This window comes from Aphanizomenon flos-aquae FACHB-1287, assembly GCF_014698755.1.
Classification (GTDB): domain Bacteria; phylum Cyanobacteriota; class Cyanobacteriia; order Cyanobacteriales; family Nostocaceae; genus Dolichospermum; species Dolichospermum flosaquae.
In genome coordinates this window covers 1-21,548 of sequence record NZ_JACJTO010000006.1, presented here as the reverse complement: position 1 = coordinate 21,548, position 21,548 = coordinate 1, and the positions used below count along the sequence as shown (strand labels likewise).

Sequence of the window (21,548 nt, the reverse complement as noted above, 5' to 3'; positions counted from 1 at the left end):
ATAAAGTATAAAAGCTGTTTTTATTACGTGCTGTGAGATTAAGAAAATGTTGGCCTTAAGAAAATTACTTGCTAGTCCAATGGTAGTCGTGGGAGTAATTGCTACTTCCACATTCATCACTGGTATTGCATCTGCTCAAGTAGTATTGACTGATAATTCATCAATCATTGAATCAACCCCTCTATCCAGTCCTGATGATTATCCGGTGGATAGTTCCTCTACTGTTAACGCTGATCTAGATCCAATTGACAGTAGTCCTGATGGAAGTATGGCACAGATAAATAGTGTGGCTCAGTTTTCTGATGTCCAACCCACAGACTGGGCTTTTCAAGCTTTACAATCCCTAGTTGAACACTATGGCTGTATTACAGGTTATCCTAATGGCAGATTCCAGGGTAATCGTGCCCTCACCCGTTATGAATTTGCCGCAGTTTTGAATGCTTGTTTAGAACGGGTTAACGAATTAATTGCCACAAAGACGAAGGATATTGTTAAGAAAGCAGATTTAGTTTCTTTGCAACGATTAAAACAGGATTTCTCCTCTGAAATTTCAACCCTACATAGTCGTGTAGATACATTAGAGGCTAAAAACACTGAAATATCAGGAAATCAGTTCTCTACTACCACTAAACTACTTGGTAATTTAAGAGTTCAAACTAATACCTATTTCTCCGGTAATGGTAATCCTCAAGCTAATATGCAATACAATCTCTTCCTTGGATTGCTGACTAGCTTCACAGGTAAAGATTTGTTATTCACCGCAATTGGTGCTACCAATAGTCAATTTCCTGAACTTGCCACAGAAAACAATGGTAGAGATGTTGGTTCTACCAGAGAAGGTGCAAGCGATACCGCTGGATCGGGTGATACTTTGAGCAACGCCAGAATAATAGGTTTAGAATATCAATTTCCCATTGGTGATAATCTACTTATAGATGTTGTTGCTGCTAATCGCTATCGTTTTAGTCCTGTTTTACTGTCGAAATTTGCTCCATATTATCGCATTGGAGGTGGTCCAACAAGCTCCTTTGCTGAAGCACCTCCTATTTATCTTGTCGGGGCTGGAACTGGTGTTGCTGCCAGCTATAAATTCGTAGACTCGACTGTGTTAACTTTGACTTACCTATCAACTTTTGCCAACGATTCCACCTTTGGCGGTTTGTTCAATGGAGATTATATTGCTGCTGGGCAGATTAACTATAATCCCAATCCTGGGCTGTTTTTGCAATTTTTATATCAGCACGGCTACTTTACTCCTGGTAATTTTGGCTTTAATAATGGTCAAACTTTTAGAGGCAACGGTTTTGTCGGTACTGCCCTAGCAAATCGTTTTGATGATGCTGGTGTATTATTTAGGGATGCTTCTACTGTTAGTAGTAATGCTTATCAGCTTGGTGGTTACTTTGCCATTAGTCCCAAGGTGCTAATTGGTGGTTGGGTTAACTCAATCCAAGCTAGGCTACTTGGTAAAGGAGATGCTGATATCTGGACTTACTCAATTCAAACGGCTTTTCCTGATTTGTTTAAGCAAGGGAATCAAGGAGGGTTAATTGTGGGGATGGAACCTACCCTCACAGATGTCAGAAGCAATCTACCTTATCAGCAATTCAAAAAAGATATATCATTACATATTGAAGCATATTACAAGCATCAGATTTCAGATAATATCTCAATTACTCCTTCGATTATATGGATTACAGCCCCTAATCAGGATGCTAATAATGAAGATATTGTTATAGCTGGGATGAGAACAACCTTCAACTTTTAACTAATCCGCTAATATTCACCATATTAGGATGGTGTTGAGTGTAAATTTTTGTAAAAGCAATTGTAATTTTCCTATTTTAGGTGGTAATTTGAAATAAGGGGGTTTTAGTTTTATGTTAAGTTGAAAATGGAATGAAAAATGCCAGAAGTCAAAATCTTGATGACCACGGAATAAACAGTCAATTTTTACACAGTTGACAGAGTCCGAAGTAGCGAGGGGAAAATCAGTCCATGAAGTATGAAAATGCTGTTTTAGATGATTTAGAGCTTCAAGAGGCTTTAAAACTAATAAATCCCAAATTTGGTGATTTTGTCACGCGAGTAGCAGGTGAAGCTTGGGGTTTACCATTAATTGACCAAAAAACCAAAGCCCTGATTACCATTGCTATTGATGTAGTTAACCAAGGGCAAACTGGACCTGGAAGCCCCTTTGGGGCTCACGTCGGTATGGCTATCAAACAGGGAGCAACTCCTGAAGAGATTGAAGAACTATTATTATTCCTCTGTGCTTACGCAGGATTTAATAAAGTTGCAGGTTGTTTTGGTGCTTTAAATGAAATAATGGGAAAATAATTTTGGGTTTGTTTTTTCAACCTGGATGCTACTATGTTAATGTAGTTGTCGGGATGGAAAACCTTGTATTTTCCCCGGTGTTCAAACTTTATTTTGATCAAAGTGGCATCAACAGTGAGAAAGGACAGCAAGAATGCTCGCAGTAATTAATAAAGCAGACAAAACCGATTATTCAGCACGGGATCAACAAGGAAAAGTAGCCTTTTATGTCCTTCTGTGGAAAAGACAAGGCATCTCTCTAGAGCTTTTTGATAACTATTGGAAAGACGTACACGGACCAGTTTGCGCCCGATTACCAGGACAGTATCAATATTGGCAGTTTCATATAGCTCATAACCAAGGTGGCTTCTGTCCAAACATTCCCGGCTTAGACTATACAACAGACTCAGAAGATAACTTTGATGGGATTGCCGAATTAACATTTGCCAGTGAAGCAGAGCGTCAGACATGGTTTACAGCTTCTGCCATTCTGATGGATGACGAGCATAACTTATTCCGCAAAGCCATTGGTTATAACAGCAGTCCTGGCAATTCTATTACTTATGTAGATAAGATTCCTAACGGCATTCCTAACGGTGAAATTGACGCAATCAAATTTCACGTCATGGTTAAAAAAGCTCATGGTGTGAGCACGGAAGTTTTTCGTCGTTATCTCACAGAAACTTTTGCCCGTAAAGTTAGCAGTAGTAATTCTGTACTCAAATTCCGATTGCATCTATTTGAAGCGGTAGATAATTCTCGTCCAGATGCAGCGGGAGTCAGTCACTACGAACCTGAAGAAAAGCAATATCATGCAGCTTATGAAATTGCCTTTGCTAATCATCTCGAAAGAGAGAAGTTTTTTGCGTCTTCCGAATATTTAGCAGCAGTTAAAGATGCGGCTAAATACATTAAACAAATCCAACCATTTCCCGAGAGAACAGCCTACACCTTTGTTTACGATGGTCAAATGACCCTCGCTGGTCAACGCAGTTCTTCAGTAGCAGAACTGATCACAGAAATTGGCGCACTTAATCAAATTCAAAAAGACATAGAATCTCTCATGGTAAATCAAACTCTTTACAGTCAACAAACTAACGGATCTCAATCCGGACAAAACCAGCCAAAAGCAACGAAAAAGAGAACAAATTATTATACTGACTTATCAGCCGATTATTCTCGCCCCGGTTTAGTTACTCCTTACGTAGCCAAAAAACTAATCGAAGATGCAGAAAGAATTGTGGCGATGAAAGAGCCAAAATTACCAGAAATTAGTCCTTATTACACCCTTGCACAAATAGAACAAGAAAACAGAGATTGGTGGCCTACCCATTGTGAAGCCTTAAGACAAGGAAGAGGCGATATTTTAACTGGAGAATATCGTGATGATCTAGTTTATTTTTGCCAAGATGGACCTTACCAAGGTTTAGAACAACAAAAAGAAAGAGAAAAACATTGGTGGGCTTTAATTGCTCAACCCGGAGTGACAATGTGCTGGCCAATTGTCATGTTTTTTGGTGAACATACTTATTTTGAATGGAAGTGTGTAGATGATGAAACCAACGAAACTCTAGCTAAAGGTAATGTAACTTGGGTGCGTCGTGGTCATCGTGGTGCTTGCTATTTGAAGACTGAGCAACTAACTTTCTATCGTGATGTTTTTGCTGCTCAGGAATTATTGAACTTGATCACCACCGCTTAATAATGGAACAGGTGCGAGTGTACAAAAACGCAGTTTTAGATGACCTCGAACTTCAAAAAGGTTTAAAACAAATTAATCCTAAGTTTGGTGATTTTGTCATTCGGGTAGCAGGTGAAGCTTGGGGTTTGCCATTAATTGACCAAAAAACTAAGGCTCTAATTACCATTGCTATTGATGTTGTCAATCAGGATCATAGAGGTTCTGACAACCCTTTTGCAGCCCATGTAAAAATGGCTCTTCAGCAAGGTGCAACCCTCGCAGAAATTGAAGAACTGTTATTGTTCCTCTGTATTTATGCAGGATTTAATAAAGTTGCAGCTTGCTTTGCTACCCTGAATTTAATTGTTGATGATTTTCATTCTACACCAAGGACAGCAGCAATGCTTGTAGAAAGCAAAAAGGCAACCACAGCCGATTATTCAGCACGGGATCAAAAAGGGAAAGTAGCCTTTTATGTCCTTCTGTGGAAAAGACAAGGCATCTCTCTAGAGCTTTTTGATAACTATTGGAAAGACGTACACGGACCAGTTTGCGCCCGATTACCAGGACAGTATCAATATTGGCAGTTTCATATAGCTCATAACCAAGGTGGCTTCTGTCCAAACATTCCCGGCTTAGACTATACAACAGACTCAGAAGATAACTTTGATGGGATTGCCGAATTAACATTTGCCAGTGAAGCAGAGCGTCAGACATGGTTTACAGCTTCTGCCATTCTGATGGATGACGAGCATAACTTATTCCGCAAAGCCATTGGTTATAACAGCAGTCCTGGTAATTCTATTACATACATAGATAAGATTTCTAACGGCATTCCTAACGGTGAAATTGACGCAATCAAATTTCACGTCATGGTTAAAAAAGCTCATGGTGTGAGCATGGAAGTTTTTCGTCGTTATCTCACAGAAACTTTTGCCCGTAAAGTTAGCAGTAGTGATTCTGTACTCAAATTCCGATTGCATCTATTTGAAGCAGTAGATAATTCTCGTCCAGATGCAGCGGGAGTCAGTCACTACGAACCTGAAGAAAAGCAATATCATGCAGCTTATGAAATTGCCTTTGCTAATCATCTCGAAAGAGAGAAGTTTTTCGCGTCTTCCGAATATTTAGCAGCAGTTAAAGATGCGGCTAAATACATTAAACAAATCCAACCATTTCCCGAGAGAACAGCCTACACCTTTGTTTACGATGGTCAAATGACTCTTGCTGGTCAGCGGAGTGCCAAAGTAGCAGAGTTAATCACTAAAATTGGGGCTGCTAATCAAATTAAAAATGATATTGTTACCTTAATGGTTGGTGGTCAAACTAACGGTAAAGGTTTAATCAACAATGGTCAAACTAACGGTAAGGGTTTAATCAACAATAGTCAAACTGATTTAAAGCATAGCCCTTTAACTACGTCTGGATTAGGTCATTTATTACAAGGCGTTCAACACGTCGGTGTTACGGTTAATGACATTTCTCAATCTTTAGACTTTTACTTAGAAGTGTTAGGAGGAAAACTGGTTGTTGCCGAAAGCGAGTTAGTTGGTGATGTCATTCAGAATACCCTTTTTCAAAAAGAAGAACTGGATGCGATCGCTCAAAGTATCAATCCCCAAACTATCAAAGTTCCCCATCTTAGAAGTGCTAAGGAAGATGCCTTAGATGTGAGGTTTATTTCCTTTGGGAATACCGTTATCGAACTGATTCACTTCCGAGAAGCTGGTAAACCTAATGCCTCTCATGCTTCAGTTCCTACCATTCCTTCCCACATTGGTAATGTCAATGCCATGCACATTTCTTTCAACGTCAAAGAAGGTGTTGATTTAAATGTTTTTGCTCAAATGTTGGAAGCAGAATGTCATAAACGTGGAATGACAAACGTGGTTTGTAACCGAGTTGTCAACGTGAAATCAGAAGCAGAAAGAAGAGTAGTAGCTCAAAGATATAATTCCTTTAAATTTTGGAACGAACCAGAAGTGATCGCTGCAGGTGAACCAGAAATAGATTGGAGTCATGACCCAATGGAAGGTTGGTCTTTGTTCTACTGCAAAGGACCAAACGGGGAACAATTGGAATTTAACCAAGTTACCCGTAAAGTTAAAACCAGCTTCCAAAAAGGTATGGAAGAATATAACCAGGCTAATGGCACTACATTCACGTTTCCAGAAGCAATAATTACTGACTTCAATTCCACAACAAACGGAGAACATCCTCAAATTGACCAGATAGAAAATTATAACTCTGGCAATTTAACAACAACCAATAATAGAACTATATCCATGTCCAAAAAATTTCCCGGCACGAATACAGACTTAGTAAAGCGATTGTTCTCCAGGGGAGAAGCTTTTGATGCCGAAGGTTTCATTACTTTCTTTACAGACACACCAGTTTATCAATTTGGTAACTTTGATGTCTGTTTAACCAAAGAAGCCATCAAAAAATCAGCCGATGCTTTCTTCAATCAAATTGATGCCGTATACCACGAAATCAAAATGATTTGGGAAATCGGCAACGTCGTCTTCGTAGAAATGGATGTTATCTATTGGCGAAAAGATGGCTCAGTTATCTCACTTCCTTGTAGTGATATCTTCCGAGTTGAAGGGGATAAATTCAGTGAATTGCGGATTTTCATGGATGTAAATCCCGTATTTAACTCCTCTATTTTTGTGCCTCAATCTGCTTCTGTGCTGACAGTTAGTAGAGGACAGAAAATGCTTCCTCCTGACACCATGAGGAGACATTTTGCCGAACATCCAGAAGGTAAAGAAAGAGTATCCCAAGGATTTATTCCTAAATGGTCAATTGCTGGACCTAAATGGCCTATCGGTATTGAAAATACCCCTGCTTCTTCACCACAATTAACCGCAGTTGGTGAACTATCAGCAGCAATCATGGCTGAAGATTGGGAAAAAGTCAAAACTTATCTAACCGATGACCTTTTCTATAAAGTGGGTTCAGGTGAGCCAATGTATGGACCAAACTCAGTTGTAGACTTCTTTAAACACACCTTTAAAACTACCGCTAAGTTTTATGGTCATGATGCCCGGAAAATTTGGATAGAACCAGATATCATCACCATTGAAATGGACGCTAAATATGAAATGGTGGGCAGTAAAAAACACGTGGTAGTTGCCTGTTGTGATATCTATCGGATGCGGGGAAATAAGGTCAGTGAATGGCGGGTTTATGCTGATATGACCCCATGGCAAAACTGAGATAATTTAGGAGAATAGTTATGTCACATAAAGTAATAGACCTGTTACAAGCAGCCTTTGATCAACCCAATCTCCAACAGCAACTCCATTCTGCTAATACGGCTGAACAGTTTGTCAAGATTGCTAGAGAAAATGGCTATGAATTAAGTCAGCAAGAATTCGCGGCAGCACTGGGTAAAGTTCATATAGTTTTTGGCCAAGTTGTGCAGTCAATGATGGGTGAATTGATGGCACAAGGATCACCTGATAACGCCGAAACTCCCAACACAGAAAGCATTTCTGGAACAAATACAGACTTAGTAAAACGCCTATTTTCCAGAGGTGAAGCATTTGATTCTGAAGGTTTTATTACCTTCTTTACCGATACACCAGTTTATCAATTTGGTAACTTTGATGTCTGTTTAGATAAAGAATCAATCAGAAAATCAGCCGATGCCTTCTTTAGTCAAATTGATGCCGTATACCACGAGATCAAAATGATCTGGGAAGAAGGAGATGCGGTATTCGTAGAAATGGACGTGACATACTGGCGCAAAGATGGCTCAGTTGTTTCACTTCCTTGTTTTGACATCTTCCGAGTTGAGGGAGATAAATTCAGTGAACTGCGGATTTTTATGGATGTAAATCCTGTATTTGATCCTTCAATCCCCGTTCCTGAATCTGCTTCTGTGTTGACAGTTAGCAAAGGACAGCAAATGCTTCCTCCTGGCACAATGAGAAGACATTTTGCCGAACATCCAGAAGCTAAACAAAGAGTAGCCCAAGGATATATTCCTAAATGGTCAATTGGTGGACCAAAGTGGTCAGTAGAGGGTAATATGGAAACACCATCAGAACAGTTAAAAGCAGTTGGTGAACTATCAGCAGCAATCATGGCTGAAGATTGGGAAAAAGTCAAAACTTATCTAACAGATGACCTGTTTTATAAAGTTGGTTCAGGTGAGCCAATGTATGGACCAAATGCAGTTGTAGACTTCTTTAAACACACCTTTAAAACTACTGCTAAGTTTTATGGTCATGATGCCCGGAAAATTTGGATAGAACCAGATATCATCACCATTGAAATGGACGCTAAATATGAAATGGTGGGCAGCAAGAAACACGTGACAGTAGCTTGTTGTGATATCTATCGAATGCGGGGAAATAAGGTCAGTGAATGGCGCGTCTATGCAGATATGTCTCCTTGGGGTGAAGCTGCTGGTAAAGCCGTTGCGCTGGATAAGCAAAAGGCTTCCCAAGTATTTCCAGTAATTGTGGTATTTGAAGTTGAAACATGGAAACAACAAGAACTTTTAAACAGCATTGTTGATTACATGGAAAACCACGTTAAATACCAACCGGGCTTTATCTCCTCCACTTTGCACAGAAGTTTAGATGGGACTAGAGTGATCAACTATGCCCAGTGGGAAAGTCCAGAATTCTTTAAAAAATCCATTGATGGTAAAATGCGATCGCTCGAACCGAAAATATTCCAAGAACTTTCTCCAGATGGACATCTGTACGAAATTTATCACCAAGCCATAACTTAAATTTTCCCCAAATCAAGAAATTTATTGATCTTCAATATTCTTGATTTAAGCAGCATTAACTAGGGGTAAACAACCGTTTATCCTTACCTCTAAATTATCGTATTTTTTCACTCTGTCATACAGTTTTTACAATTCTCTTAATTTCCCAAATCACCAAGGATTAAAATTTAGATGACAGCTAATAGTAAAGGCAAAATCGGTGTACTTATTGAAGAACATTTTGACGGCACAGAATTTCGTCGCTTCAATGAATATTTCCCTGAACAAGGTTATGAAGTAGAGTATATTTCCCATCTTTGGGGCAACAAAGAACTACACTTTGGTTCCAACCCCGAAAATGATCAAGTAGAATATCATGTCACTGTCAGCACAGAAGTTAAAGACGTAAAACCCAGCGACTATAAAGGCATTATTTGTATCGGAGCCTATGCAATGGATAGACTTCGATATGAAGTCAATGTCAAAAAGGGGCAAAAAAATCAAGCTCCTGCCGTTGTTTTTCTCAGAAATGCAGCGAATACAGATAATGTCAAATTAGGGACTATTTGCCATAGTTTGTGGTTGTTCTGTGCCGACCCAGACCTAATTAAAGGCAAAAAAGTCACCTGCGCTCATAACATCATTTGTGATGTAGAAAATGCTGGGGCAGATGTTATTTATGAAGGTGATGTCACTGCTGATTTAGTCATTGATGGTAATCTCATTACAGGCAAACATCCAGGAATGGTAGACCAATTCATGGAAACCTTTGTCCAAGAAATTGAGAAAAATTAGTTCTGTAAATACATAATTTAACCTAATCAATTCTTACCAAAACGAGGAAATATTATGACCACAAAGGTAGATTTTACCTTCTCTGATCTCATAGCTGGATACGTTACTGAATATGACGGTAATAGCGACACATTTGGACTGAAAACTTCTGATGGCAGAGAGTTTGAAGTTAAAATTAGTCCCATGGCCTATGCGAAATTAATTCAAAATTTTGACGAAGGCTACCCAGATGCAACTGGCAGCATGAGAGCCATGTTATTACCTGGAAGATATTTATTTACTTATGGGGTATTTTATCCAGATAAAGATGTCTTCGATGCTAAACAAATAGTTTTTGCCGGTCGTCAAAAAAACGATTACGTTTTTGAGAAACAAAATTGGTGGGTACAGCAAATTAATGCTTTAGGTAAATTTTACCTCAAAGCTCAATTTGGCGATGGTGACTACGACTATCGCAAATATCGCACTACTTTGAATCTCAGCGGTATACAATCAACCACCAATTTCCGCCAAGAAACCGATACTATTTCCCGTCTGGTCTACGGTTTTGCTACTGCCTTCATGATGACTGGTAATGACAGCTTTCTCCAGGCTGCCGAAAACGGTACTGAGTACCTGCGGGAACACATGAGATTTGTAGACTTAGATGAAGGCATTGTCTACTGGTATCACGGGATTGATGTGAAGGGAGAAAAAGAAGATAAAATCTTTGCTTCCGAATTTGGCGATGATTACTATGCTATCCCTGCTTATGAACAAATTTACGCCCTAGCCGGTCCGATTCAAACCTATCGTTGTACTGGTGATACACGCATTATGGATGACACAGAGAAAACCATTAAGCTATTTAATGAGTTTTTACTGGATAAAGGTGAACACGGCGGATATTTTTCTCACCTTGATCCTTTGACATTAGATCCTCTCAGTGATTCATTAGGGCATAATAAGGGAACAAAAAACTGGAACTCTGTTGGTGATCATGCCCCAGCTTACCTGATTAACCTGTGGTTAGCGACAGGTAAACAAGAATACGCGGATATGTTGGAGTATACCTTCGACACCATTGAAAAGCGGTTCCCTGACTACGAAAATAGTCCATTTGTACAGGAGAGATTCTTTCAAGACTGGTCTAATGATCAAACTTGGGGTTGGCAGCAAAACCGCGCTGTCGTCGGTCACAACCTCAAAATTGCCTGGAATTTGATGCGGATGCAAAGCCTCAAAGCTAAAGATAGCTATGTCAATCTCGCTCAAAAAATTGCTGATATCATGCCAGCAGTGGGTAGTGATCAGCAACGTGGTGGCTGGTACGACGTTGTAGAACGCACCCTAGCTGAAGGAGAAGAGCATTACCGCTTTGTTTGGCATGATCGTAAAGCTTGGTGGCAACAAGAACAAGCAATCTTAGCTTACCAAATTCTAGCGGGTATTCTTGATAACAAAGAATATCACCGCTTGGCTCGTGAATCCGCAGCATTCTATAATGCTTGGTTTTTAGATTTAGAAGAGGGTGGGGTTTACTTTAACGTTCTTGCTAATGGTATTCCCTATCTAGCTGGGGGTAACGAAAGAGGGAAAGGTTCTCACTCTATGAGTGGTTATCACTCCTTTGAGTTATGCTATTTGGCGGCAGTGTATACAAACCTGCTCATTACCAAGCAGCCAATGGATTTCTACTTTAAGCCTATTCCCGGTGGATTCGCTGATAATATTCTTAGAGTATCACCAGATATTTTACCACCCGGTAGCGTGAAAATTGGTAAGTGCGAAATTGATGGCGAACCTTACAGCAACTTTGATGCAGAAGCTTTAACCGTCACTTTACCAAAAACCAGCGAACGGGTGAAAGTAAAAGTGCAGATTGTCCCTGTATAACTAGAGAGAAGAAAGGGAGGAGTGTTTCTCCCTCTTCTCCATACTTAAATACAAATCCACTGAAAGTTGACAACATGGAAGAACCTAAATTTGAGATTAATATCACAACGAATGAAGATATAAACTTAGTTGTGGTGAGGGGCGATATAGATGCCAGTACAGCAAAATCAGTGACAGACGCAGTTTTAGCTTTAGTTGTACCGGAAAGTAAAATTCTGCTCGACATGACAAAGGTAGAATATATGTCCAGTGCAGGTTTACGGACTCTGCTGAGTATACATCGGCAAACTACAGCCAAAGAAGGGAAATTATTATTGGTGGGTTTGAATGAAGAACTCAAAGATACAATGGATACTACTGGATTTTTAGTACATTTTGTCACTACTGAAAACCTGGAAGCAGGATTAAAAGCCCTTAAATAAGGAAAAGTTTAATGGAAAGAATTGATGTTCATTCAACGCATACTTATGAGGGGTTTAAATTACGCAACGGAAAACCATTTCCGTTTGGTGCAACCCTAGTTCCAGGGGGGGTTAACTTCTCAATTTTTTCGAGTTACGCCAAATCCTGTACTTTAGTCCTGTTTGAAAAACACGCCAAAAAACCCTTAGCCGAAATTCCTTTTCCTGAAGAATTTCGCATTGGTAATGTTTATAGCATGACTGTCTTTGACCTGGATTATGAAAATCTGGAATATGGCTATCGCATGGATGGTCCAAATAATTTCCAGGCAGGTCATTGGTTTGATACCAGCAAAGTTTTGATGGACCCCTACGCCAAAATTATTGGTGGTCGGGATGTTTGGGGTGTGACTCCAGACTGGAATGATATCTACCATCATCGCGCCAGAATTGCTTTTGATGATTTTGACTGGGAAAATGACTGTCCTTTGGAAATTCCTCCAGAAGATCAAGTTATTTATGAAATGCACGTCCGCAGTTTTACCCGTCATCCATCATCCGGTGTAAAAGAAAAATATCAGGGTACTTTTGCTGGTATTCGGGATAAAATTCCTTACCTGAAAGAGTTGGGTGTCAATGCTGTGGAGTTGATGCCTATTTATGAGTTTGATGAGTTTGAAAATAGCCGTCCTAATCCCCAAACTGGAGAAACTCTATATAATTATTGGGGTTATAGTACAGTTGGTTTTTTTGCTCCCAAGGCTGGTTATGCGGCTACAGGCAAATTTGGGATGCAGATGGATGAGTTAAAAGCCCTGGTTAAGGAATTGCATAAAAACGGGATTGAGGTCATTCTTGATGTAGTTTTTAACCATACTGCCGAAGGTAACGAGCATGGTCCGACAATTTCTTTTCGAGGAATTGACAATAAGACCTATTATATGCTTACCCCAGAAGGGTACTATTACAACTTTAGCGGGACTGGTAATACTCTCAACTGTAATAACCCCATTGTGCGGGGTATAGTTTTAGATTGTCTGCGTTACTGGGCTTCAGAATATCATATTGATGGCTTCCGGTTTGACTTGGCAGCTATTTTAGGTCGTGATCCTTGGGGCGCACCCTTAGCAAATCCTCCTCTGTTGGAATCTTTGGCCTTTGACCCGATTTTGGCTAAGTGTAAACTGATTGCTGAAGCTTGGGATGCTGGCGGTTTATACCAAGTCGGTTCTTTCCCAGCTTATGGACGTTGGGCAGAATGGAATGGTAAATACCGTGATGGGATTCGTAAGTTCTTAAAAGGAGATGGTACGGTTGGGGATACCGCCCAACGTCTGCAAGGTTCTCCAGATTTGTATGCTTTGTCTGGCCGTGCGCCCGCAACATCTATTAATTTTATTACTGCCCACGATGGTTTTACCATGATGGATATGGTTTCCTATAACGGGAAACATAATGAAGCCAATGGTGAAAATAACAACGATGGCACTAATGATAATGATAGTTGGAACTGCGGTTGGGAGGGTCAAACAGATGATCCAGGTATCAATGCTTTACGCCATCGGCAAATTAAAAATGCCCTGGCTATGCTGATGGTAAGTCAGGGGGTGCCAATGATTCTCATGGGTGATGAGGTGGGACGCACTCAATATGGCAATAATAACACTTACTGTCATGATAATGACTTAAACTGGTTAGATTGGACACTGTTACAAAAAAATGCAGATTTGTTTAAGTTTTTTAAACACTGTATTGCTTTCCGCAATCTCCATCCAGTGTTAAGAAATCCCTGGCATTTCCAAAACCGCGATTATGTGGGCAGCGGTTATGCCGATATTACTTGGCATGGCACACGGGCATGGAACGCTGATTGGTCTGATTCTGCGCGGACTCTGGCTTTTATGCTCTGTGGGAAACACGCCAAGCAAGGCACTGTAGAAGATAATTACGTCTACGTGGCTATGAATATGCACTGGGACTCTCTGTGGTTTGAGATTCCTGGCTTACCTATGGGCATGAATTGGCATATTTTCGCAAATACTGGTGCTACAACACCCCATGATAGTTGGCAACCTGGTACTGAACCGATGCTAGAAAATCAATCGGGTTTGTTAATGGGCGATCGCTCTGTGGCAATCTTGGTAGGTAAATAAATTCAATTTTGGCAAAGTTAATTTTGCCAGTTTTCACCTTTCAACTACTTTTTTGCAATTCAAATATTAACAGGAAATCATGACTACTGAACAAACTGGAAAAACTTCTCTAGAAATAACTCTAGAAACAAGTGATAATGTTGCTAAAATTACCTTAGCTGGAGACCTGGATGCCAGTACAGCAACAGGTTTTAAAGACAAGGTAGAAGAGGCTGCTAAACTTAATCCTCAACGTTTAGTGCTGATGATGGAAGGACTAGAGTACATGGCCAGTGCCGGACTCCGGGTGCTAATCTTCGCTAAACAAAAGATGGGAACAGATGTAAAAATCTATATGGTTGGCACTCAAGAGACTGTATTAGATACTATTAAGAAGACTGGCTTTGACCACAGTGTTTATTTGGTAGATAATGAGGAGGAGATCAACAAATCGGCATAGTTTAGCAATTTGATTTTGCACCAAATACAATCGGATTTAATTGTAGAAACTTTCGGCAGGAAAGTTTCTACAGAGGTTAGGAGATAACAAAAAATCACTTTCCTAAATAAAATCTACGACACCAGAAATTTAAAAAGATACGAATCTTTATTGTTTGGGAAGGTTGTAAATATGCAAGTGATTATCGATCAATATCAGAACCACTGTTTATGGAAACTTTAACCGTATCGGGAACATTAGACTCTTTAGAGGCGATCGCTACATACATCAAAACGGCAGCCGAATCAGCAGCTTTGGATAAAAAAGCTACTTACAAGCTCCGTCTAGCAGTTGACGAAATTGCCACTAATATAATTATTCATGGCTATGAGGAAGCTGGTTTGCAAGGCCAATTAAAGATATCTGCTACTCTTGGGGAATCCACGCTCACTATCTGTATTGAAGATACTGGAGCTAGACATGATCCTCATGACAAGGTGACTGTAGCAGCCCAAGAATTAAATAAGCCTTTGGAAGAGCGGCAAATAGGGGGACTAGGTGTATATTTAGCAATTCAAGGTGTTGACCAATATTTGTATGAGCGTGAGGGTGATAAAAATCGCAATATCTTTATTGTCAATTGCAAATAACTGATTTTATAGCTGTTTGTTTAGGCTATATTGGAAATATTTAGAGAAAATGTAGAGATATTCGATAGAACTTCTCTACAAGGGTTCTAGGAAACGCAAATTTAATTTTCACCAGATGTCTAGTTAATTCAGCCCCCACTAATCTAAGTTAGTAGGTTAAGCAATTGAAAAGTAGAATACATACAGGTTTTAGGCATCTAATTTTCGGGATAACTCAGTTTACATTCGTGTTTAGAATCATTTGCTTAGGGGGAATATGAGTTTTAACAATCAGATTCAAGCAGTAGATTACGAAGAACTAGAAGCACTTCGTCGAGAAGTAGCAGAACTCAGAAATGAAGGGGCTGCTTTTAAAGCTCAAGGTCATTTGCTAGAAAAATTAGTATCAATGGCACGCTCTGCGACGGAAAGGGAGGTACTAAAAGCCGCATTACAGACTACATTAGATGTGGCCACAGATCAAACTAAGTCAGAAAAAGGCAGTCTATTTTTACTTGAGCCTTCTGGAAAAGTAGTAGATGCAATTTTGTCGCGGGCGGAAGTAACATCAGAACAACGTAAGAATCTGATCGGTAATGTATTAGATAAAGGCCTAGCCGGTTGGGTAATCCGTAATCGCCAAATGGGATTGATTTTAGATACTGAGAAAGATAATCGCTGGCTCACCTTACCTAATCAGCCGTATAATGTCCGTTCTGCTTTGGCTGTTCCTATTATCAGAGGGGAAGAATTATTAGGAATAATAACTTTATTACATTCTCAACCAGGGCATTTTAGCCAAGAAATAGCTAATCTCATGCTGCTAACTGCTGACCAGATGGCTTTAGTTTTGGAAAATGCTCGTCTGTATTCAAAACTTGATAAATATTCTAAAGCTCTTGACGCTGAACTAGAAAAGGGACGACAAATACAGATTGATTTTCTGCCTTATGAACTAGTTAAATCGCCTAATTGGGAAATTGCTGCTTGTTTCTATCCTGCCCGTCAGGTAGCTGGAGATTTCTACGACACTTTTGATCTTCCTAATAATCAGGTAGGACTGGTAATTGCGGATGTATGTGATAAAGGTGTAGGTGCAGCATTATTCATGGCTTTGATGCGGAGTTTAATCCGTGTGTTTTCTTCGGAAACGCAATTGCGTGGACTGGCTGATCAAATTCTTGAGGACAATCAGCCTATTGGTGGTTGGCTGAGTGAATCTGACTTCAGAAATTTAGATCACCTCAATGCCCTGCAAGCAGTTTCTCGAACTAATGAATATGTTGCCCAAAATCACTGGCAAATGAGTATGTTTGCAACTATGTTTTTTGGTATTTTGGAACCAGAAACGGGAATTCTTACTTATATTAATGGTGGGCATGAGCCGTTGTTTGTTCTTAACCAATCTGGTGTGAAGAATATTCTTAAATCTACAGGGCCTGCGGTAGGAATGATGCCTGGAAGTAAATTTAAAATCCAACAGGTTCAGATTGAATCCGGTGATATATTGATTGGCTATACTGACGGTGTAACGGAGGGCAAAAACCCTGAAGGTAAGTTATTCACAGACAAGCGACTGCGAGATATTCTGGAGCAGCCATGCAATTGTGCTAATGATTTGCTCAATGCAATTAAAACTAATTTATTTGCTTTTATTGCTGATGCCCCGCAGTTTGATGATATTACCATGCTTTGTGTCAGAAGGGGTTAATTAAAGTATGCTTCCTATCCCTACAGTTTCTGACGCAATAGGTAGTTCCTTCGTTCATGACTTGTGGGTAAGTCCTGAATTAAAAAGGTTTATATTCAACTGTGAAATAAAGACCATTTTCTTGCAGTGTATCGCCAGTTTGATTCAATTTAACTAATGGAATACCCCAATCAATTTTAGCATTAAAGTTGTTACCAACCAAAAAACGTAAACCTAAACCCACCGAGGATAGGGTTTTTTTGGGAATTTTAGCTTCAGAGGCAGGATGATTCCAAACTGTGCCTAAGTCGACAAAGGGGGATAATTGAACTGTAGTGTGCCATTTAGGTATTTTCAGGATTGAGGTACGCAGTTCTGCGGATGCAAATAAGCCATTGTCAGCTAATAATTGATCTTGACGATAACCTCTAACACTTTGTTGTCCACCAATACTTAATTGTTCGAGGGGAACCAAAGGACGATCAGCTAGTTGTAAATCAGAGCGTAATAATAAGGTTGTATCTGGTGTTAACAGACGTAAATATTGGCTTTGTCCCCGCCAAGTTATAAACTGACTATCCGGTTCTTCACTATTAATAGTGGCATTTAAAGCATCAATTCCAAAGCTAAATTGTGAACGGAGAGCAAATACCTGTTGACTGTCTCTTTTTGTATATTCCTGGAAAAAACGGAGGGCAGAAATTTTTGTTTCTCCTTGTTCATTTGCACCAATAGATAAAGGAAAGGGAATATTTAAAAGTGAGGTTTGTGATTCTTATCGAGAAGCTGTTAAACCTAAGCTAAAATCTTCCGTTAGGGTTTGTTTTAGGGGTTGACGATAGGTAATTTGATAGTTGCGAGATTCTGACTGAATATTTAAGGCATTAAAGGGTTTTTCAATAACATTACTATTTGTGAGACTATAGTTTAAACTGATTGTTCCATTGTAGGGATTGATGGGAAATGAATAACTTAAATCATCGACGGAGTTACTACTATCGGTATTGATATAGCCTACATGAAAGCGATCGCCAAATCCTAAAAGATTATTGTGACTAATTTGTAATTGACGGCGGACAGTACCAACGCTAGGAGATCTTTGATTATCAATACTGAGTTGTGTAGAGAAAGCTTGAGCCTCACGAACATTAATTTCTAAGGTACTTATCCCAGCACGAGAACCTGCTGCTAATTCTGCGGATAAATTAGCAATTAAAGGGTCAATTTGTAGCATTTGCAAAGATTCAAGCAAGCGATTTTGATTTAAAGGAGCTTTAGTTGCTAATGCCAATTTACTGCGAAGATAACCAGGTTTTAATCTTTGTAACCCTGTAATATTAATTGACTCAACTTCACCTTCAATCACTTCTATTTTGACTACCCCATTTTTTAATTCTTGGGGGGGTATAAATGCTCCAGATGTAATATATCCAGATTTTATATATAGTTGACTAATAGCTTCTTGAGCTTTCAATAATTCAGTAAAAGAAATAGGATGTTTAGTAAAAGGTTCTAATGTTTTTGCTAATTCTGTTTGACTAAAAACAGTGCTACCAATAACGTCAAACTGTGTAACTGTAATTGTTCCAGGAATTTGTTCTAAGGATGGTTGGAGAGGAATTTGTCCTGGAGCGTGTAATAGGTCTTCTAAAGGGGGTAAAGGTTGGGTTTCCGGTAAAGGTTGGGGAGTTGGTAATACTGTTGGATCTTGAGGTGTGATTGGTTGTGAAATTATTTGAGCATTAGCTGGTGGGAAAAAAATCACCAAGTCAATACAAAAAAATAACCAGTTAAATATGATTTTATTAGAATTTTGCAATTTATTTTTCATCTTTCAACACACCTGTATTTTGCAATAATAAAGAGGAACATACTGACGTGAAAACAAGCATACTATCCTTTTTCAAGGATTATGAATTTTAACTAAATTATAGCCAATTACCTATGAGTACAAAACCTGACCAAAAATAGGGATGTTTAAATTCATTTTTATTTAAAACCTCTAATTGAGCGCGACGCAGAGCTTCAACTTTTGTAATTTTACTATTAGCTAATTCCTGATAAAATTTACTCATCAGTAAATAGGTCGCTTGATCATTAACAGACCAAAGACTAGCAATTGTACTCCGCGCTCCAGCTTTTACTGCTATTCCAGCCAAACCTAAAATAGCTCTTTTGTCTCCAGTTGCAGTTTGACAAGCACTTAAAACTAATAATTCAATTGGACGAATTTGCTTATTATCAGAACGTAGTATATTTGTCAGCTGATCAATGTTTAATCGACCATCCCAAGTTAAAATAAAATTATCTTCTGCTTTGGAGCTAAATTCACCATGAGTTGCTAAATGAACTATTTGAGCCGAATGTTGCTTAATATTGGTTTCTAAATTTGAACTTGTAAAAAACTCATTTTTTAATAAATTTGCTTTAGGAAAATCAGCCTTGATTTGTGATAATTCTCCTATTACATTAGGAAGAGCAGGAAATTTTTGACGAGGCTCACTTATTCCTCCTGCAAATAATTGTACTTGTTCTCGTACTAAGGGTTTAATATCTATAAGTTGCAAACTAGGAGCAAGAGCAATACTATATTTTTCAATTAAATATTGTTTACCATCATAAAGAGCAGCTAAGGAAATATTTCTGAATACACCATCAGAAATAAAGACTAAATTTTTAATCTTGCTATATTCTAATTTTGCAGCTAATTCTTTGTTGATTAACCAAGTATAAATTTCTTGAGATAATTTTAATCTTCTTTTGTTCAAACCTATTGAATTAGTTAATTCACGTTTTAAATTTTTAATATTATTCTCAATGTCTACTTGAGAAATAGGGCGTGAATATCGTTCTAGAGGTTGATTAGGTAAAGCTACAATTAGTTCTAATCTATCTTTTAAAATCAGAGTATAGAAAACAGCGGTACTATAATCATTAATTTCATCTATTTCTACAGATTTACTATTTAAACAAGCATTACGAAAGAAATTATCTAATTCAGCTAGTTGTAAATCTTCAATTACTTGTCTAGCTTCTTTGATTTCTGTTTGACTTGAGTTTTCATGTAATAATAATCCTGCTAATTCTCGATAAACAGGTTCAACATCTTCTCGAAAAGAAAATTGTAAATCTGAACTAATAGCAACTAACTCGGTTCTGATGCTTTTTAAAGTTTCTACAGTTTGTTTATAAGCAGATATTGCATCTTTTTGGTTTCCTTTTGCCGCTAATATTCTCCCTAGTTGCCATTGCCATTTATAACTAATATCTGGTGCTTTAATTCTTTGAGCAATTAAAACTGCCTTTTCCGTCAATTTTTGCGCCTCTGCATAGCGTTGATTTTTTTCATAAATATTACCCAAAACCCCTAAACTATAACTTTCACCACGACTATCTGCTAGTTTTTGAGCTAGATTTAATGCTGTTGCTAATTCATCAACAATTAAATTTTGATAAGTTTTGCCTATTTTTTTATCTTTGAGAATAGTTTTAGCGAAAGTAATCCGAGCATAAACAGCACTCCGACTAGCAGGTAATTTAGTTAAAGTATCTTTTATTTTGGGAATTAATGCTTGAGCGTTTGATATTTTCTGATTAAATAATAACAAATCAATTTGATGCAAATAACCTTGAATCAGTAAATCAGAAGAGTGTGATTTCTCAATAGCTTGTTGATAATAATTCAGAGCTTGCTCAAAGTTTAATTGTAACCTCTGAGTTTTACCTAAACTGATCAAAATTTCCGTTCTAACAGTAGAATTAGATGATAATTTTTCAGCAATAGTTAAGCCTTGATTTAAGACAGTCATAGATTCATCTAATTTTCTCACTCCTCTTAAAACATCACCTAAAGTTAAGAGGGCTTTAGCTTTGAGTAAAGTATCCGGTTGCTTATCTAAAGTTGCTTGAGTTGCAGTCAAATTTTTAACAGCTTGATTATATAAACCTAAACTTTGTAATGATTGAGATTCGTTAATTTTAGTTCTGATTAATCCGGTACTGTCCCCTGATTTTTCATAAATATTAATTATCTGTTTCCAAGTATCTAAAGAAGCCTGAATTTCACCAATAGATAATTGGATTTGTCCTTGCACTTCCAGAGTTTTAGCCAATAATTCTTGACGTTTTTTGTCGTCGGATATTTTAGGTAAATATTTGATACTTGCTGCTACGGCTTGTTTAGCTTCTTGAGGATTTCCCATTTTTTGATAAACTAAACCTAAATTTCGCCAAGCTATGATTTTTCCAGTCAAGTTATCTTGTTTTTGATAGTTATTAATAGCAGTTTTTAAAATAGTAATGGCCGGTTGAAATTCGCCATTTTCATATAATTTTTGAGCTTGATTTTCTAGAGATAGAGAATTTTCAGAATATAGAGAAATGCGACTAATATTAGCAAGAACTGGAGAAATTAAAACACAGCTTAATGATAATAAACTGAAAACCAAAAACTTGCGATTTAACATCATAATATCTTTCTTCCTTTGCGTGAATTTATTATAGAAAATTACTTACAATCAGGGAGATTATTCTTATCAGTTTGTAATGTGATTTTTTGGCTATCAGCCGTGAGAATCACCTTACCGTCCGGGGTAATAATCCAACCTTGTACTTGCTGGATTTGTGGATGATAATTTGTAGCTTTTTGACTTACTTTAACAGGAGATATATTTGCTTGTGCAACCACATCTGAATTATTTTCCCATTCTACCAAAGCGGGAGAATTAGTAATTGATTCCTCAGTGTCAGCAGGTAGACCGCCTTTACCAGTAATAATAAAAGAACTACCTCCAGCAACCTTACCATCTTTAATGGCACAAACATCTTTATTGAGACTTTCTATATTTACCAAATTAGT

13 protein-coding genes and 2 pseudogenes are annotated in these 21,548 nt (G+C 38.3%); 12 read left to right on the top strand and 3 right to left on the bottom strand.

The annotated features are described in order from the left end of the window. Window positions 1–46 precede the first annotated feature (46 nt). The 12 genes from H6G44_RS04370 to H6G44_RS04300 all read left to right on the top strand — a co-directional run bounded on the left by H6G44_RS04370 (window position 47) and on the right by H6G44_RS04300 (window position 16,711). The gene (locus H6G44_RS04370) at window positions 47–1,768 is read left to right on the top strand and encodes an iron uptake porin (protein WP_190387318.1); all 1,722 of its coding nucleotides are present in this window, start codon (window positions 47–49) and stop codon (window positions 1,766–1,768) included. Window positions 1,769–1,998: 230 nt separating this feature from the next. Continuing rightward, the gene (locus H6G44_RS04365; protein ID WP_190387317.1) at window positions 1,999–2,340 is read left to right on the top strand and encodes a carboxymuconolactone decarboxylase family protein; all 342 of its coding nucleotides are present in this window, start codon (window positions 1,999–2,001) and stop codon (window positions 2,338–2,340) included. Between the two features lie 133 nt (window positions 2,341–2,473). Next, on the top strand, window positions 2,474–4,021 hold the full coding sequence (locus H6G44_RS04360; RefSeq protein ID WP_190387316.1) for an EthD domain-containing protein: 1,548 nt from the start codon (window positions 2,474–2,476) through the stop codon (window positions 4,019–4,021). Window positions 4,022–4,038: 17 nt separating this feature from the next. Beyond that, entirely contained in the window at window positions 4,039–7,221 is a 3,183-nt protein-coding gene (locus H6G44_RS20155; RefSeq protein WP_311138864.1) for a nuclear transport factor 2 family protein, read from the top strand. Between the two features lie 20 nt (window positions 7,222–7,241). Then, window positions 7,242–8,750, top strand: coding sequence for a nuclear transport factor 2 family protein (locus tag H6G44_RS04335; RefSeq protein ID WP_190387315.1), 1,509 nt, complete (start codon window positions 7,242–7,244; stop codon window positions 8,748–8,750). 171 nt (window positions 8,751–8,921) lie between these two features. Continuing rightward, window positions 8,922–9,524: a DJ-1/PfpI family protein gene (locus tag H6G44_RS04330; protein ID WP_190387314.1), complete on the top strand. Its 603-nt coding sequence runs from the start codon at window positions 8,922–8,924 to the stop codon at window positions 9,522–9,524. A 54-nt stretch (window positions 9,525–9,578) separates the two neighbouring features. Beyond that, window positions 9,579–11,399, top strand: coding sequence for an AGE family epimerase/isomerase (locus H6G44_RS04325; protein WP_190387313.1), 1,821 nt, complete (start codon window positions 9,579–9,581; stop codon window positions 11,397–11,399). 74 nt (window positions 11,400–11,473) lie between these two features. Continuing rightward, a complete protein-coding gene (locus H6G44_RS04320) occupies window positions 11,474–11,821 on the top strand; it encodes an STAS domain-containing protein (protein WP_190387312.1) in 348 nt (115 codons plus the stop codon). Between the two features lie 11 nt (window positions 11,822–11,832). Beyond that, window positions 11,833–13,953, top strand: a complete 2,121-nt coding sequence (gene glgX / locus H6G44_RS04315; RefSeq protein ID WP_190387311.1) for a glycogen debranching protein GlgX — start codon at window positions 11,833–11,835, stop codon at window positions 13,951–13,953. A 79-nt stretch (window positions 13,954–14,032) separates the two neighbouring features. Further along, entirely contained in the window at window positions 14,033–14,392 is a 360-nt protein-coding gene (locus tag H6G44_RS04310; RefSeq protein ID WP_190387310.1) for an anti-sigma factor antagonist, read from the top strand. 209 nt (window positions 14,393–14,601) lie between these two features. Then, a complete protein-coding gene (locus H6G44_RS04305; RefSeq protein WP_190387309.1) occupies window positions 14,602–15,021 on the top strand; it encodes an ATP-binding protein in 420 nt (139 codons plus the stop codon). A 256-nt stretch (window positions 15,022–15,277) separates the two neighbouring features. Further along, window positions 15,278–16,711 (top strand): PP2C family protein-serine/threonine phosphatase, encoded by a 1,434-nt coding sequence (locus H6G44_RS04300; protein WP_190387308.1) that lies wholly within the window; start codon window positions 15,278–15,280, stop codon window positions 16,709–16,711. Between the two features lie 79 nt (window positions 16,712–16,790). Here the strand turns inward: H6G44_RS04300 and H6G44_RS20150 are convergent. The 3 genes and pseudogenes from H6G44_RS20150 to H6G44_RS04280 all read right to left on the bottom strand — a co-directional run. Then, a pseudogene (locus tag H6G44_RS20150) lies at window positions 16,791–18,521 on the bottom strand (ShlB/FhaC/HecB family hemolysin secretion/activation protein). A 97-nt stretch (window positions 18,522–18,618) separates the two neighbouring features. Beyond that, complete coding sequence (locus H6G44_RS04285) at window positions 18,619–21,159, bottom strand: CHAT domain-containing protein (RefSeq protein ID WP_199291845.1); 2,541 nt, start codon at window positions 21,157–21,159, stop codon at window positions 18,619–18,621. Between the two features lie 38 nt (window positions 21,160–21,197). Next, window positions 21,198–21,548: pseudogene (locus H6G44_RS04280) on the bottom strand (hypothetical protein); the annotation flags it as partial.

Excerpts from the sequence above, each read along its gene's own strand:
- H6G44_RS04360 (WP_190387316.1), top strand. The coding sequence starts at position 2,474 with ATGCTCGCAGTAATTAATAAAGCAGACAAAACCGATTATTCAGCACGG.
- H6G44_RS04285 (WP_199291845.1), bottom strand. The coding sequence starts at position 21,159 with ATGATGTTAAATCGCAAGTTTTTGGTTTTCAGTTTATTATCATTAAGC.
- H6G44_RS04325 (WP_190387313.1), top strand. The coding sequence starts at position 9,579 with ATGACCACAAAGGTAGATTTTACCTTCTCTGATCTCATAGCTGGATAC.
- glgX (WP_190387311.1), top strand. The coding sequence starts at position 11,833 with ATGGAAAGAATTGATGTTCATTCAACGCATACTTATGAGGGGTTTAAA.
- H6G44_RS04320 (WP_190387312.1), top strand. The coding sequence starts at position 11,474 with ATGGAAGAACCTAAATTTGAGATTAATATCACAACGAATGAAGATATA.
- H6G44_RS04335 (WP_190387315.1), top strand. The coding sequence starts at position 7,242 with ATGTCACATAAAGTAATAGACCTGTTACAAGCAGCCTTTGATCAACCC.
- H6G44_RS04370 (WP_190387318.1), top strand. The coding sequence starts at position 47 with ATGTTGGCCTTAAGAAAATTACTTGCTAGTCCAATGGTAGTCGTGGGA.
- H6G44_RS04330 (WP_190387314.1), top strand. The coding sequence starts at position 8,922 with ATGACAGCTAATAGTAAAGGCAAAATCGGTGTACTTATTGAAGAACAT.
- H6G44_RS04310 (WP_190387310.1), top strand. The coding sequence starts at position 14,033 with ATGACTACTGAACAAACTGGAAAAACTTCTCTAGAAATAACTCTAGAA.
- H6G44_RS04365 (WP_190387317.1), top strand. The coding sequence starts at position 1,999 with ATGAAGTATGAAAATGCTGTTTTAGATGATTTAGAGCTTCAAGAGGCT.
- H6G44_RS04305 (WP_190387309.1), top strand. The coding sequence starts at position 14,602 with ATGGAAACTTTAACCGTATCGGGAACATTAGACTCTTTAGAGGCGATC.
- H6G44_RS04300 (WP_190387308.1), top strand. The coding sequence starts at position 15,278 with ATGAGTTTTAACAATCAGATTCAAGCAGTAGATTACGAAGAACTAGAA.